Annotated in this window: 17 protein-coding genes and 2 tRNA genes; 10 read left to right on the forward strand and 9 right to left on the reverse strand. The window is 65.2% G+C overall.

The features are described from left to right. Positions 1 to 31 precede the first annotated feature (31 nt). The 9 genes from BN1313_RS09195 (at position 32) to BN1313_RS09235 (ending at position 6,431) form a co-directional block, all read left to right on the forward strand. Positions 32 to 1,234 (forward strand): cation:proton antiporter domain-containing protein, encoded by a 1,203-nt coding sequence (locus BN1313_RS09195; protein WP_091739424.1) that lies wholly within the window; start codon positions 32 to 34, stop codon positions 1,232 to 1,234. Between the two features lie 378 nt (positions 1,235 to 1,612). Then, positions 1,613 to 2,035 (forward strand): methylmalonyl-CoA epimerase, encoded by a 423-nt coding sequence (mce, locus tag BN1313_RS09200; RefSeq protein WP_091739427.1) that lies wholly within the window; start codon positions 1,613 to 1,615, stop codon positions 2,033 to 2,035. Then, entirely contained in the window at positions 2,035 to 2,295 is a 261-nt protein-coding gene (locus tag BN1313_RS09205) for a DUF1467 family protein (protein ID WP_091739430.1), read from the forward strand. Before mce ends, BN1313_RS09205 begins: the two co-directional genes overlap by 1 nt. Positions 2,296 to 2,351: 56 nt before the next feature. Next, entirely contained in the window at positions 2,352 to 3,665 is a 1,314-nt protein-coding gene (gene proS / locus BN1313_RS09210) for a proline--tRNA ligase (RefSeq protein ID WP_091739433.1), read from the forward strand. Positions 3,666 to 3,730: 65 nt separating this feature from the next. Continuing rightward, on the forward strand, positions 3,731 to 4,966 hold the full coding sequence (locus BN1313_RS09215; RefSeq protein ID WP_091742574.1) for a lipoprotein-releasing ABC transporter permease subunit: 1,236 nt from the start codon (positions 3,731 to 3,733) through the stop codon (positions 4,964 to 4,966). After that, on the forward strand, positions 4,959 to 5,660 hold the full coding sequence (locus BN1313_RS09220; RefSeq protein WP_091739436.1) for an ABC transporter ATP-binding protein: 702 nt from the start codon (positions 4,959 to 4,961) through the stop codon (positions 5,658 to 5,660). The genes BN1313_RS09215 and BN1313_RS09220 overlap by 8 nt, the downstream gene beginning before the upstream one ends. Before the next feature lie 46 nt (positions 5,661 to 5,706). Further along, positions 5,707 to 5,783: transfer RNA gene (locus BN1313_RS09225), tRNA-Pro, on the forward strand. Positions 5,784 to 6,035: 252 nt separating this feature from the next. Continuing rightward, positions 6,036 to 6,341 (forward strand): ETC complex I subunit, encoded by a 306-nt coding sequence (locus tag BN1313_RS09230; protein ID WP_091739439.1) that lies wholly within the window; start codon positions 6,036 to 6,038, stop codon positions 6,339 to 6,341. Between the two features lie 13 nt (positions 6,342 to 6,354). Continuing rightward, positions 6,355 to 6,431 (forward strand) — tRNA-Arg (locus BN1313_RS09235). A gap of 22 nt (positions 6,432 to 6,453) precedes the next feature. Here BN1313_RS09235 and BN1313_RS09240 read toward each other — a convergent pair. Then, positions 6,454 to 6,678, reverse strand: coding sequence for a hypothetical protein (locus BN1313_RS09240; RefSeq protein WP_091739442.1), 225 nt, complete (start codon positions 6,676 to 6,678; stop codon positions 6,454 to 6,456). A 67-nt stretch (positions 6,679 to 6,745) separates the two neighbouring features. On the opposite strand from BN1313_RS09240, the gene BN1313_RS09245 reads away from it, so the two are divergent. Continuing rightward, the gene (locus tag BN1313_RS09245; RefSeq protein WP_176695951.1) at positions 6,746 to 7,108 is read left to right on the forward strand and encodes a nuclear transport factor 2 family protein; all 363 of its coding nucleotides are present in this window, start codon (positions 6,746 to 6,748) and stop codon (positions 7,106 to 7,108) included. Here the strand turns inward: BN1313_RS09245 and BN1313_RS09250 are convergent. From BN1313_RS09250 to BN1313_RS09285, 8 genes are read right to left on the reverse strand one after another with little or no spacing between them, the layout of a single operon-like run. Then, positions 7,105 to 7,290, reverse strand: coding sequence for a hypothetical protein (locus BN1313_RS09250; protein ID WP_091739448.1), 186 nt, complete (start codon positions 7,288 to 7,290; stop codon positions 7,105 to 7,107). The genes BN1313_RS09245 and BN1313_RS09250 overlap by 4 nt on opposite strands. 2 nt (positions 7,291 to 7,292) lie before the next feature. Then, positions 7,293 to 7,481 carry a DUF3606 domain-containing protein gene (locus BN1313_RS09255; protein ID WP_091739450.1) on the reverse strand — a complete coding sequence of 63 codons (189 nt, stop codon included), beginning with the start codon at positions 7,479 to 7,481 and terminating at the stop codon, positions 7,293 to 7,295. Positions 7,482 to 7,539: 58 nt separating this feature from the next. After that, positions 7,540 to 8,943, reverse strand: a complete 1,404-nt coding sequence (locus tag BN1313_RS09260; RefSeq protein ID WP_218054342.1) for an MFS transporter — start codon at positions 8,941 to 8,943, stop codon at positions 7,540 to 7,542. Positions 8,944 to 8,975: 32 nt separating this feature from the next. After that, positions 8,976 to 9,965 carry an SDR family oxidoreductase gene (locus BN1313_RS09265; RefSeq protein WP_091739456.1) on the reverse strand — a complete coding sequence of 330 codons (990 nt, stop codon included), beginning with the start codon at positions 9,963 to 9,965 and terminating at the stop codon, positions 8,976 to 8,978. Positions 9,966 to 10,019: 54 nt separating this feature from the next. Then, positions 10,020 to 11,162: a cystathionine beta-lyase gene (gene metC, locus BN1313_RS09270; RefSeq protein ID WP_091739458.1), complete on the reverse strand. Its 1,143-nt coding sequence runs from the start codon at positions 11,160 to 11,162 to the stop codon at positions 10,020 to 10,022. 3 nt (positions 11,163 to 11,165) lie between these two features. Next, on the reverse strand, positions 11,166 to 12,008 hold the full coding sequence (gene sseA, locus BN1313_RS09275) for a 3-mercaptopyruvate sulfurtransferase (protein WP_091739461.1): 843 nt from the start codon (positions 12,006 to 12,008) through the stop codon (positions 11,166 to 11,168). Positions 12,009 to 12,010: 2 nt separating this feature from the next. Continuing rightward, the gene (locus BN1313_RS09280; protein ID WP_091739464.1) at positions 12,011 to 13,024 is read right to left on the reverse strand and encodes a cysteine synthase A; all 1,014 of its coding nucleotides are present in this window, start codon (positions 13,022 to 13,024) and stop codon (positions 12,011 to 12,013) included. A 44-nt stretch (positions 13,025 to 13,068) separates the two neighbouring features. Further along, complete coding sequence (locus BN1313_RS09285) at positions 13,069 to 14,295, reverse strand: SAM-dependent methyltransferase (RefSeq protein ID WP_091739467.1); 1,227 nt, start codon at positions 14,293 to 14,295, stop codon at positions 13,069 to 13,071. Positions 14,296 to 14,347 lie beyond the last annotated feature (52 nt).

Raw genomic sequence — 14,347 nt, forward strand, 5'->3', positions numbered from 1 at the left:
CCAACTCGGACGCTGACGCGCTGGAGATTCGATGCCGCACGACGACAGCTTGATCCTGATCCTGGTCGCCGGATTCGTGCTGGCCTTCGTCTTCGGCATGCTGGCGCTACGCCTCAAGCTGTCGCCCCTGGTCGGCTATCTGCTGGCGGGCGTGGTGGTGAGCCCGTTCACACCAGGCTGGGCGGCCGACAGCGGCCTGGCCTCACAGTTGGCTGAGATTGGCGTGATCCTGCTGATGTTCGGGGTCGGTCTGCACTTCTCGGTCGCCGACCTGATGAAGGTGCGCAAGGTCGCCATCCCTGGCGCCGTCGTGCAGATCGCGGCGGCCACTCTGCTGGGGTGGGGCGTGGGTCGGCTATGCGGGATGGGCGACGCCGAGGCGCTGCTGATGGGCTTTGCGCTCTCCGTCGCCTCAACAGTGGTTCTGCTGCGCGCGCTCGAGGAGCGCAAGGCGGTAAAGAGCGACGCTGGCCGCATCGCCGTCGGCTGGCTGATCGTCGAAGACCTGGTGATGGTCCTGGCGCTGGTCCTTCTACCGCTGGTTGCGAGCGCGGCCTCCGGCGCCGCCACCCCCGCGTCGATCGCCATTAGGGTTGGCGCGACCCTCCTCAGCGTCACGGCCTTCATCGCCCTGATGTTGGTGGTGGGCGGCCGGGTGCTGCCCTGGCTTCTCGTAAAGATCGCTCATACCCGATCGCGCGAACTCTTCACCCTAGGCGTTCTGGCGATCGCCCTAGGCATCGCCTGGTTGGCCTATGCCGTCTTTGGCGCATCATTCGCGCTCGGCGCCTTCATCGCCGGCGTCGTCTTGAATGGCACTCCGCTTGGCCACAACGCTGCGGAGCGTTCGCTGCCGCTGCGCGACGCTTTCGCCGTCCTGTTTTTCGTCTCGGTGGGCATGTTGTTCGATCCGCGTGTGCTGGTCGAAGCGCCGCTTGAGGTCGCCGCGGTGCTGGCGATCATCGTGGTAGGCAAGGCCATCGCGGCGCTGATGATCGGCGCGGTCTTCAAGGTCGAGCGCGGCGCGAGCCTGACCATCGCCGCCAGTCTCGCTCAGATCGGCGAGTTCTCTTTTATTCTCGCGGGGTTAGGATTGAAGCTTCATATTCTTTCGCGCGAAACCCACGACTTGATCCTGGCCGCGGCGCTGCTATCGATCGTGCTTAATCCGTTCGCCTTCCGATTGGCCGACCGACTGCGCGGCGCGCCGAAGGCGGCGGAGGCGTCAGCTTAGACCGGCGTCGCGGTTACGGATATCTCTGAGGGTCACCGGATCGCCCGGCATCTTAATCTGTGCGCCTGCCAACTTTAGCGCAGCCACACGGTGTTCATCGAAGCCCGGCACACAGGCTACTTCCTCCCAGGAGAGATAAGGACGCCACAGAATAAGATCGTAAGCACTTGATAAACCTACGAGCTTCGCCAGTGGTTCAACGCTTGCGGTGTTTAGGTCCAAGCTCGGCCTCCGCGTAACATGGGTCACCCAGCACGCGACCAACCCAGGGCGACAGCCCGAGTTCCGCACAGAACGTCACGATTGTGAATTAAAATGTGGACAAACGCCGTCATTGACGACCTCGCGCCCGTTGCTTCTGGCCGCTATACGACGGGGATGATCGGTCGTTTGAACCATGTCGGGGTTGCGACCCCCTCTATCGCCGAGGCGGTTTTGGTGTGGCGCGACATGCTGGGCGCCGACGCCATCCGGCCAACATTCGACATGGTCGAGCAGGGCGTGCGGGTCTGCTTCATAGATCTGCCCAATGGCCAGATCGAGCTTATCGAACCGCTGGGCGAAAGCTCGCCGCTGCATGGCTTCCTGGCGCGCAACCCGCGCGGAGGGCAGCATCACCTCTGTTTCGAGGTTGAGGACATCATTGCGACACGCGACGCCCTGATGGCCAAGGGCGCCACGATCCTGAATGCGGGCCAGCCACGGATCGGCGCCCACGGCGTGCCGGTGATCTTCGTGCGGCCCGCTGACATGGGCGGCGTCTTGATCGAGTTGATGGCTAAACCTGAGGAGACGCACTGATGGGCGTTCTGACCGGATTTGCGATCTACCTGACCGTCTGGTGGACGGTGTTGTTCGTCGTCCTGCCGCTGGGCACGGTGACCCACGCCGAAGCCGACATCAGGTTGACCGATGGCAGCGACCCGGGTTCCCCGGTGAACCCGAACCTGAAGAAGAAGTTCATCACCACCACCTGGGTGTCGGCGCTTGTCTGGTTGATGATCTGGGCGGTGATCCATTTCCACCTGATCAACCTGTCTGATCTGCCCTGGCGCAGCTAAGCTGCGCCGGCGGTCAAAGACCGCGCTGCGAGATTCGAAACACCTGAGGATTATCTATGCGTCTGTCGCGTTACTTCATGCCTACCCTGCGCGACGCGCCGGCCGACGCCCAGATCGTGTCGCACCAGTTGATGTTGCGCGCCGGCATGATCCGCCAGGAGGCCGCCGGCATCTACGCCTGGCTGCCGCTGGGCCTGAAGGTGCTGAAGAAGATCGAACAGATTGTCCGTGAGGAGATGAACCGCGCCGGCGCCGTCGAAATCCTCATGCCGACGCTGCAACTCGCCGACCTGTGGCGCGAGAGCGGCCGCTATGAAGCCTATGGCGAGGAGATGCTGCGCATCAAGGATCGCCACGAGCGCGACCTTCTCTACGGCCCTACCGCGGAAGAGGTCGTGACCGATATTTTTCGGTCATACGTGAAGTCCTACAAAGACTTGCCGAAGAATCTTTACAACATTCAATGGAAGTTTCGCGACGAGCGGCGCCCGCGTTTCGGCGTGATGCGCGGGCGTGAGTTCCTGATGAAGGACGCCTATTCCTTCGACGTCGACGAGGCCGCCGCACGGCGGGCCTACAACCGAATGTTCCTAGCCTATCTCAACGTCTATTCGCGCCTGGGCCTGAAGGCGATCCCCGTGCGGGCCGACACTGGTCCGATCGGCGGCGACCTGAGCCACGAGTTCATCATCCTGGCCGAGACCGGCGAGAGTGAGGTTTTCGCACATAGGGATCTGGTGGAGATGGGCGCGCCCGGCGCCGACATCGATTGGGACGGGGATCTCCAGCCCCTGGTCGATCAACGCACTCGCCTCTACGCTGCGAGCGACGAGATGCATGATCCCGCTCGGTTTGAAGCCGAAGCGCCGGAAGACAAGCGCATGATGGCGCGTGGTATTGAGGTCGGCCACATCTTCTACTTCGGTGAGAAATATTCCAAGCCGATGAAGGCCTCGGTGACCGGGCCGGACGGCGTCGACAAGCCTGTGCACATGGGCTCCTACGGTGTTGGCGTCTCGCGCCTGGTGGCCGGGATCATTGAGGCCAGCCATGACGACGCCGGCATCATCTGGCCGGACTCCGTCGCGCCCTTTGGCGTCGGCATCGTCAACTTGCGCCCCGGCGACGCGGCGGTCGACGCGGCTTCCGAAGAAGCTTACCGCGCGCTCGCCGCCTTTGATCCGTTGCTGGACGACACCGACCAGCGCCCCGGCGCGAAGTTCGCCGCCATGGACCTGGTGGGCATCCCCTGGCAGCTGGTGATCGGGCCCAAGGGTTTGGCTGATGGCGTCGTCGAGCTGAAGCGCCGCGCGACCGGCGAGAAGCAGAGCCTGCCTTTGACCGACGCGCTGAAGGCGATCGGCGCGTGAGCGCAGGCGCCGCCGGCCAAGGCTACGTCGGAAAGAGCGCCGCGCCGTTCGGCCTATGGGAGCGGATGCTGGCGAGTCGCTATCTGCGGGCCAAGCGCAGCCAGGGCGGCGTCGCCCTGATCTCGGTGATCTCCTTCATCGGCATCCTGCTCGCGGTGGCGACGCTCATCATCGTCATGAGCGTGATGAACGGCTTCCGCGCCGAGCTGCTCGGCCGGATTCTCGGCTTCAATGGTCACCTGTATGTGGCTGGCGCGCCGTTGGATCCGGATCAGCGGCAGGCGGCCGTCCAGCGCCTCCTCAAGGTCCCGAACGTCGTCCAGGCCTCCCAGGTGGTCGAGGCCCAGGCGATCGCGGTCGGGCCGTCACAGATCTCCGGCGCGATCGTCCGCGGACTATCGCCAGCTGACCTCAAGGCCACTCAGTTGGTGTCGGGCAACATCAAGTCCGGCTCCCTGCGCGAGTACGGCGTGGGTGAGTACGGCGGCGACACCGTGGTGATGGGCGAACGACTGGCGCAGATGATCGGCGTGAAGGTCGGCGACTACGTGACCCTCATCTCGCCCTCGGGCGGCGCCACGGCGTTCGGCGGCGCGCCGCTGCAAAAGCCCTATCTGGTCGGCGCGACCTTCGCCGTGGGCATGAGCCAGTACGACCAGACCTATGTCTATATGCCGATCAGCCAGGCGCAGCTGTTCTTCGGTCGGGAGAACGCCATCGACGTCATCGAAGTGAAGGTCGCCGATCCCGACGCCGCGGCGCGGATGAAGCCCGGCGTCGAGCAGGCCTTGGGGCGCGGCGCCATCGTCACGGACTGGACCCAGCGGGACAGCTCATTTTGGGGCGCTTTGAAGGTCGAGCGCAATGTGATGCGTCTGATCCTCATGCTCCTGGTGGCGATCGCCGCGATGAACATCATCTCCGGCCTTGTGATGCTGGTGAAGAACAAGGGCCGCGACATCGCCATCCTTCGGACCATGGGGGCAGGGCAGGGGTCGATCCTGCGCATTTTCGTCATGGCCGGCGCCTCTGTCGGCGTCCTGGGCACCGCCGCGGGGATGCTGATCGGCGTGCTCTTCTGCCTGTACATCGGCCCGATCCAGAACTTGGTGGAATGGGCGACGGGCCAGACTGTCTTCTCGTCAGACGTCTATTACCTGAGCCGCGTGCCGGCCAAGGTCGATCCGGCGGAGGTGGGAGTCATCGTCTTCTGGGCGCTGGCCATGAGCTTCCTCGCCACCCTGCCGCCAGCCTGGCGGGCCAGTCGGCTCGATCCGGTGGAGGCGCTTCGCTATGAGTGACACCGTCCTGTCGATCCGCGGCCTGGAGCGGCGCTACGTGACCGGGGACAAGACCCTGACGGTGCTGAGCGGCGTCGACCTGGATGTGTCCGCGGGCGAGATTGTTGGCCTTGTGGGTCCCTCGGGATCAGGCAAGTCGTCGCTGCTGCACGCTGCGGGCCTGCTGGAGCATCCTGACGCCGGACGGATCAGCATCCTCGGCCAGGATTGCTCGGATCTCGCCGACCGTCCGCGGACCCATGTGCGCCTGTCGACCATCGGCTTCGTCTACCAGTTCCACCACCTGCTGCAGGAGTTCTCGGCCCTCGACAATGTCGCCTTGCCGCAGATGATCCTGGGGGCCTCGCGCAAGGCCGCACGCGATCGGGCGGCGACGCTGCTAGGGGAACTGGGGCTGGCCGACCGCATCGAACATCAGCCGGCGCAGATGTCGGGCGGTGAACAGCAGCGCGTCGCCATCGCCCGCGCGCTCGCCAACAATCCACGACTGCTGCTTGCCGACGAGCCCACCGGCAACCTCGATCCTGCGACCTCGGCGGCGGTGTTCGATAATCTCTACGGCCTGGCGCGAAAGCAGGGAGTCGCCTGCGTGATCGCCACCCATAACCTTGAACTCGCCCGGCATATGGACCGTATCCTCGCCATGAAGGACGGCCAGCTGGAGCCGCGTGGGCCGGGCGATCTCGCGGCCTGATTGCCGCGGGGAGCAAAGCCTTATAGGACGCACTCACGGTCGGTTTCGGGGTGTAGCGCAGCCTGGTAGCGCATCTGCTTTGGGAGCAGAGGGTCGGAGGTTCGAATCCTCTCGCCCCGACCAACCGGCCTCTAAGCCTGCAGCAAGGCTCATTGATGATCGACGCGTCATGTCACGGCGGCGCGGTGAGGTTTTCAGAGTGGCGACCGCGCCGGCGGATGGCGGCGAACGGCCGCCTGTTCCCCGCTGAAGCGCTGGAGTTGATCGCTATGCGGCACACGACAGGCTCGGCGTAAGAGACCGCGCCGCGCCGCTGGAAACTTCAGCGCAATCCCAGTATGTCGGCGCTGATCGCTGGTTCGTCAGGATTTCCATATGCTCGCGCGCATCTTCCGCCCCGCCAAGAACGCCATGCAGTCCGGCCAGGGCATGAGAGCCGACTGGCTGCTGGAGTTTGAGCCGGCCTCGGCGCGCAGGTCAGATCCCTTGATGGGGTGGACCCAGACGACCGATACCGAAGGCCAGGTGCGCCTCAGCTTCGAGACCAAGGAAGATGCGGTGCGTTACGCCGAAGCGCACGGCATCGCGTTCCAGCTGGTTGATCCGAAGCCCGTGAAGCGGATCATCAAGGCCTATGCCGACAATTTCGCCTTTGGTCGCAAGGTGCCCTGGACGCACTGATTCTCAAGAACACGACCCCGTAGCTCAGCTGGATAGAGCACGTGCCTTCTAAGCATGTGGTCGCAGGTTCGAATCCTGCCGGGGTCGCCACGATCGCCTGATCGACCCGCCGTCAGTCGACTTGCGTGGTCGGCAGCCAGGTGGCGAGGATCCGCCGGAAGACATCGGCGTCGATCTCGTAGTCCATGTCCTGGGCGCGGCCGAGAACCTCGTCAATCTGCGGACCATGATGGTCAAGCCGTCGGAGCCGCAGGTCACCAAGCCGTCGGTCTGGGGTGGTGAGGAGGCAAAGCCCGAGAGCTCGGCGAGCGCTCGGCTTCCTTCGACTCGTCGACATGCTAGGCTGTGAAGCTCAACCTCGCCTCCGTATGGCGGCAAGCTCAGCGAAACGGACGCAGCGGAACATGACCGACCTGGAAGCGCTCCTGGACCTCGATCGTCGCCGCGTGGACGGCTGCAACGCCCAGGACGCCGCGATGATGCGCGCCGTGTTGGCCGACGACTACGTCCATATCCACACCGGCGGGACCTTCGATACCGCGGACAGTTATGTCGAGGGAGCAACGAGGGGAGATCGGCGGGTTGAGCCGCGGACGCTTCAGGTACGCATCTGGGGCGATAGCGCGGTGCTGATCGGCCCCCAGGTCATGCATATCAAGACGCCGAACGGAGAGCGTATCCTCAACATGGTCTGCACCCAAGTCGCGCAGCGGACCGCCAACGGTTGGAAGTTCGTATCACTGCAGGCGACGGCGCTGCCCGCCTAGCCGAGCGGCTTTTGGTAGATGTCGTCGTCCTCGACGCCAGCCGCGTCGAGGAGACGTTTGGCCGAGGCGATCGCGGCTTCGCGCGTTAATGAGATGGCGACTCCGTCGGGGCCCGTGATGGCGACCTCGTTATCGACCTTGGTGATCTCGAGCGGAGTGTTGAACGCTTGGGTATGACCCATGCTCAGGAACTCCTCAGCCGGGTCGCCGCCTCGTCGAGGGCCGTGCGGTTGTTCCCGTGTCGCGCGATGAGTTCGCGGGCCTGGTCGGCGCTGATGCCGTGCTTGTTGGCGAAATATTCGACTTCATAGTCTTCGCCGCCTGCCACGCGGCTGCGGTCGGGCTCGCCGCGATTGTTGGTGCTATCGGCCACTATCGTTGTCTCCCATGAAGTTGAGAGGCCAACGACGACTCGGCGAGGGATGTTCCCGTTAAGGCCCGGAGATTTCCTCCAGCGCCCGCTTGGCGGTGCGCGGGCCGAACCCACCGATCACGCCGACGACGACGAGCATAGCGCCGGCGATGAAGACGAAAACGCCCGGCGCGCCATAGCTCTCCAGGAAGAAGGCGACCATGAAGCTGGTCAGAACCGTCGACACCCGGCTCCAGCTGTAGACGAAGCCCACCGCGCGCGCGCGGATGCGCGTGGGGAACAGTTCAGCCTGGTAGGCATGGTAGGCGTAGGACAGCAGGTTGTTGCTCAGTGTGATCAGAACGCCGAGCAGGATCAGGGCGGCGGCGGCGCGCTGGGTGGTGAAGAGCAAGCCGAAGGTGGCGGTGCCGATCGCCGCGGCGATGATCTGGTGCTTCCGCTCAAACCGGTCGGCGATGAAGCTGAAGATCAAGGGACCGATCGGATAGGCGAAGGCGATGACGAAGGACCAGAGCAGGCTCTTGGTCACGGTCACGCCCTGGGAAGCCAGGAGCGAGGGCACCCAGTTGCCGAAGCCGTAGAAGCCGATGGTCTGGGCGAAGTTGAACACCGCCAGCATGATCGTCCGCCGCCGATAGGGCGGCTGGAATATCTCGGCGAAACGTCCACGACCTTCGAGGGGGCTGGACGGCTGCGGCTCAGCTCTCGGCTGGACCAGGGGGCCGGTCTCAGCCTCGACCTTCTGCTCGATGCGGCGCGTGATGCGGTCGGCCTCTGCGAGACGGCCGTGGGTGGCCAACCAGCGGGGAGACTCCGGCACGCGGGCGCGGATGAACCAAACGAAGACCGCGCCGATCGCGCCGGCCAGCATCACCCAGCGCCAGCCTTCCAGGCCGAACGGCGCCAGAGGCGTCAGCAGGTAGCAGGCGATGGCGACGGTCGGGACGGCCATGAACTGGATCGCCTGGTTGATGGCGAGCGCCTTGCCGCGGACCTCGCGGGCGACCAGTTCGGTGACGTATGTGTCGATGGTGACCATCTCGACACCGAGGCCGATGCCCGAGATAAATCGCCAGAGATGCAGGCCATCGGCCGTGTTCTGGCAGGCCATGGCGACCGTAGAGACGGTGTACCAGATCAGCGACCAGGTGAAGATGAGCCGTCGGCCGAAGCGGTCGGCCGCCTGGCTGAAGACGATGGTGCCGATGAACAGCCCAGCGAAGGTGGCAGCGGCGAAGGTCGCTTGGTCGCTGAGTCCGAAGAGGCCGGAATCCTTGCCAAAAATCCCCTCGGCGGTCAGCGCCGGGGAGATGTAGGCCGTCATGAACAGATCGTAGAATTCGAAGAACCCGCCCAGCGAGAGCAAAGCGACGAGACCCCACACATGTCGCGACATCGGCAGCCGGTCCAGGCGCGCGCCGATGCCGGCCGCCGTCGCGGCTCCCGATGCTGTGTGCTCCACCCGTCAGGCCCCCCTGAGCAGCGGGGCCAGAATCAGCCGCCGCCGTAACCACCGATGATCGGCAGGATTTCGCCTGTGATGTAGCTTGCCGTCTGCGGTGAAGCCAGGAAGACATAGGCGGGCGCAATCTCTTCTGGTTGGGCGGGCCTGGCCATTGGCGTCTTGGCGCCGAACTCGGCGATGTTGGCGGGCGACTTGTCGGCTGGATTGAGCGGCGTCCATACCGGCCCTGGGGCGATGGCGTTCACGCGGATGCCTTTGGGAATGAGGTGGCCCGAGAGCGCGCGGGTGAAGGCGTGGATGCCGCCCTTGGTCATCGAGTAGTCGAGGAGCTCCTTTGAGCCCTCGATGCCGGTGATCGAGCCGGTCATCAGGATGCAGCCGCCAGGCCTCATGTGCGGCACGGCGGCCTTGGCCATGTGGAAGTAGCCATAGAGGTTGGTCTTGATCGTCCTGTCGAAGTGCTCTTCGGTCAGGTCTTCGAAGGCGTTCACGTGCTCCTGAAAGGCGGCGTTGTTGACCAGGACGTCCAGTCGACCGAAGGCCTTCAGGGTCTTGGCCACGGCGTCGGTGGCGAAGGCCGCATCCGCCACGTCGCCAGGCAGCAGGATGGCGCGGCGGCCTTCGGCCTCAACGGCTTTGGCGGTAGTCTGGGCGTCTTCCGTCTCATCGAGGTAGGCGATCGCCACGTCGCAGCCTTCGCGGGCGAAGAGGACGGCGACCGAACGGCCGATCCCGGAATCGGCGCCGGTGATGAGGGCGGCCATGCCCTCGAGCTTGCCGGAGCCCTTATAGAACGGCGCATCCCACATGGGTTGGAGCTCAAGGTCGGCTTCGAGCCCGGGTTTCTGCAGATGCTGTCGCGGCAGGGGCGGCGCGGGATATTCGCGCGCGCCAGCCTGCATCGGCTTTGCCTGAGGTTTCTTGAAGCTCCGAGACTCCTTTGCGTCGACCTCGTCCTGAATCTTTCGCTCAGCCAGCGCGGTCTTGCGGGCGGCGTCTTCAAAGTTCTCTGTGGCCATCTGGGCTCTCCTTCGAGCCCTGCAATCTGCCAGCCGGCGCCAAGGTTCCGAGGATCAGGCCGGATAGGCTTCCAGCGCCTGAGCCAAGTCGGCGATCAGATCATCGGGGTCTTCGAGGCCGACGTGAAGGCGGATCATTGGGCCGCCGTAGTCGCGGCGAAGTTTGCGCGCGCGCAGCTGGGGATCGCAGGTCACCGCCAGACTTTCAAAGCCGCCCCAGGAGAAGCCGAGGCCGAACAGCTTCAGCCCGTCGATCACCGCGTCCACGGGTCCGGGCTTGAGGACGATGGAGAAGAGGCCGCAGGGACCGCTGAAGGTGCGCTCGTAGATGGGGTCGCCAGATAGGGCCGGGTGCAGGACGGTCTCGACGGCCGGATGGCTCTGCAGCCACCGGGCGACTTTCAAGCCGCTGTCGCCGTGGCGGGCGAGCCGCGTGGGCAGGGTGCGCAGACCCCGCAACATAGCGTAGGCGTCTTCCGGCGAGACCGCCCAGCCGATGTGCAGTCCGCCGTCCGACAGCGCCTTGGCCAGCGCAGGATGGCGCGCGGCGGCCGAACCCATGAAGACGTCGGAGTGGCCGCCCATGTACTTGGTGAGGGCCTGGATCGAGATATCGACCCCGAGGTTCAGCGGCTTGCAGAGGTAACCCGCGCCCCAGGTGTTGTCGCAGGCGGTCAAGATGCCGCGGGCGCGGGCCAGAGCGGCCACGGCGGCCATGTCCTGCAACTCGAAGCTGAGCGATCCCGGCGATTCCATGAGGATCAGTTTGGCCGCGGGCGATGCGCCGGCCACGAGGTCCTCCGGCGAGGTCCTCGGATCGAAATATGTGGTGGTGACGCCGAAGCGCTTCAGCACAGTCGCGCAGAACCGGGCGGTGGGCCGATAGATCGTGTCGGTGACCATCACCTCGTCGCCCGCCGACAGGACCGCCAGCATGGCGCCGGTGACGGCGGCGAGGCCGGAAGGATAGAGCTGTACGCCCGTGGCGCCCTCGAGGTCGGCCAGCGCGTCCATCAGGGTGGTCTGCGCCGCCAGGCCTTGTCTCCCGTAGGTGACGTAGCCGTCATCGTCATAAAGCGACGCAGCGTTCGGCAGCAGGATGGTCGAGCCCTTCTGGATCGGCGGGCCGACCGTGCGGGGCAGGGAGGCGGCGGCCTTGCCGGCGCGGATGGCCCTCGTGGCGTCGTGCTCCGCCACGCCTTAAGCGCCAGTCGCGACGGGGAGGTCGTTGCGACCGCCCCATTCGGTCCAGGATCCGTCGTAGACCGGGACGTCGAGTCTGCCGAGGCGGGCGAAGGCTAGCGCCAGGATCGCGGCGCTCACGCCGGAGCCGCAGGTTGTGATGATCGGCCGGTCCAGATCGACGCCGGCCTCGGTGAAGACTGCGCGCAGGTCGTCCGGAGGCAGCATGGCGCCGTCGGGACCGATGACCTGCTGCCAGGGCGTATTCAGCGCGCCGGGCATGTGGCCGGACCGCAAGCCGGGGCGGATCTCAGGGACGTCGCCGCGAAAGCGGTCGGCGGCGCGGGCGTCGACGATCTGGACATCGCCCGCCTCCAGGTGCGTGCGGACCTGATCTGCGTCGGCGACCAGGGCTGCGTCGAACTGCGCCGCCACCTGGACGGCCGTCGCCGTGCCGCCCCCCTGTTCGACGGGATGGCCGGCGGCGCGCCAGAGCGTCAACCCGCCGTCGAGCACGAACACCTTGTCGAACCCGGCTGTGCGCAAGTGCCACCAGACGCGGGGGCCGGAGAAGATGCCTTGGGCGTCATAAATGACGATGGTGTCGCCACGGTTCAGGCCGAGGGCGCCGACCGCGGCGGCGGTCGCCTCAGGCGCCGGCAGCATGTGCGGCAGGCTGCTCGCCTTGTCCTTGATGTCCTCGATATCGAAGAAGACGGCGCCAGGGATATGGGCGGCTTCGTACTCGCCCCGCGGCGATCTTGGGTCGCCCGGCAGGAACCAAGTGGCGTCGACCACCTTCACGTTCGGCTCGTCCAGGCGGGCGGCCAGCCAGTCGACTGTGACGAGGGGATCGGTCATGTTCAGGCGATCCAGGGCGGCGTCGGAAGGCCCTTTTCCGCGAGGAAGGCCGAGTTGTATATCTTCGACTGATAGCGCGAGCCGTGGTCGCAGAGCACGGTCACGATGGTGTGGCCAGGACCGAGATCCTTGGCCATGCGGATAGCGCCGGCGACATTGACGCCAGTGGAGCCGCCCATGACCAGGCCCTCGTGCTCAACCATGTCGTAGATGGCCAGCAGCATCTCTTCGTCACTGATGCGATAGGCGCGGTCGACTTTCAGACCCTCGAGGTTCGCGGTGATCCGCCCCTGGCCGATGCCCTCGCTGATCGAGCCGCCGTCCGACTTCAGTTCGCCGTCGGTATAGTAGCTGTAGAGGGCCGCGCCGTGGGGGTCGGCGAGGCCGATGGCGACGCTGGGCTTTCGCGCCCTGAGCGCCTGGGCGACGCCCGCCAGGGTGCCGCCTGAACCCACCGCGCAGATAAAGCCGTCAACCTTGCCGCCGGTCTGGGCCCAGATCTCAGGGCCTGTGGTTTCGACGTGGGCCTGGCGATTGGCGACATTGTCGAACTGATTGGCCCAGATCGCGCCAGCCGGTTCTTTCTCGTTCAACTCCTCGGCCAGCCGGCCAGAATAGCGGACGTAGTTCATGGGGTTGGAATAGGGCGCCGCATCCACCTCGACCAGTTCGGCGCCGTAGAGCCGGATGGCGTCCTTCTTCTCCTGGCTCTGGGTGCGCGGGATGACAATCGTGCACTTGTAGCCCAGCGCCTTGGCGACCATCCCCAGACCTATCCCGGTGTTACCCGCGGTGCCCTCGACGATACGGCCGCCCGGCTTCAGCAGGCCCTTGGCCTCAGCGTCGCGGATTAGGAACAGGGCGGCGCGGTCTTTCACGGACTGACCCGGGTTCATGAACTCGGCCTTGCCGAGGATTTCGCAGCCCGTCGCCTCGCTGGCGTACCGAAGGCGGATGAGCGGCGTATCGCCAATGGCGTCCAGGACGCTGTTGCGGATGGGGGCGCTAGCAGTCATGCCCGCTACTTAAGGCCCAGGCGCCTCCAGGAACAGAGGGCCGATCAGGCCTTGGCGAGATTAAGCTGCACCACGTCAGTTCGCCGGCTACGGAAGCCGGCTTCGCAGTAAGCCAGGTAAAAGCGCCAGAGCCGGTGAAAGCGGGCGTCGAAGCCTTGGTGCTTAATCTCGTCCCATGCGGCTTCGAAACCCTGAGCCCAGGCCGCAAGCGTTCGTGCATAGTCCTGGCCGAAGTGCAGGGCGCCATCGCAGACGAGTCCCTGCGCGGCGATCTCGCTCGCCAGTCGGCTTTGCGAAGGCAACATGCCGCCCGGGAAGACGTACTTCTGGATGAAGTCTGAGCGGCTGCGGTACTCCTCGAAAAGATCGTCGCGGATGGTAATGATCTGCAGGCCGGCGCGGCCATCATCCTTGAGCCGATCGCGAATGGTCTCAAAGTAGATTGGCCAATATTTTTCACCAACCGCCTCGAACATCTCGATCGAGGCGACGCGGTCGTAAGTCCCGCGGACGTCGCGGTAGTCGATGAGTTGGATGTCGGCGCGCTCGGCGAGGCCGGCCTCGAACAGCCGCTTTCGGGCGAAATCGTACTGCTCGCGCGATATGGTGACGCCGCTTACCTGGGCGCCGACTTCGCGGGCTGCGAACTCCGCAAAGCCTCCCCAACCGCAACCGATCTCCAAGACGCTGTGGCCCGCCTGCAGGCCCATGCCGCGGGCCAGGACCTCATACTTGCGTGTCTGAGCGGTCTCGAGGCTGGCGTCGACCCCGTCATAGAGGGCGGAGGAGTAGGTCATCGAGGGGTCGAGCCAGGCGGCGTAGAAGTCGTTGCCGAGATCGTAGTGCACCTGAATATTGCGGCGGGAACCGGCGCGCGAGTTGCCACGCAGAGCATGGCCGATTCGCTGAATCAGCCGGGTGAGTGGATTGCCAAGCGTCACCTGCTTTATCTCATCGAAGTTGAGGCTAAGGGCCTCGAGCAAGGCGGCGAGGTCGGGGCTGTCCCACTCTCCGGCCAGGTATCCCTCGGCGAAGCCGATATCGCCCGCGACGAGGACGCGGCGCGTCGTGCGGTAGTCCCGTAGGATAAGGCTGCCGTGTGGTCCTGCGCGCTGACCTTCCAGGCGAAAGGCTTCGCCCCGTGGTGAAACAAAGCTCAGGGAGCCAATCCGCCAGTTTTGCGAAAGGCTCTGAATGATGGCGCGGAAGGCTGCGGGCGCGCCGTCGAAACGCGCGCGTCCGCCAATGGAGTTGTCCTGGGCGAGGCTCATGTCCGGTCCGAAGCGTCCTTCCGGCGATTTGAAGACCCAGACGCGTCTCTTG

Source organism: Phenylobacterium immobile (ATCC 35973) (assembly GCF_001375595.1).
Lineage (GTDB): Bacteria > Pseudomonadota > Alphaproteobacteria > Caulobacterales > Caulobacteraceae > Phenylobacterium > Phenylobacterium immobile.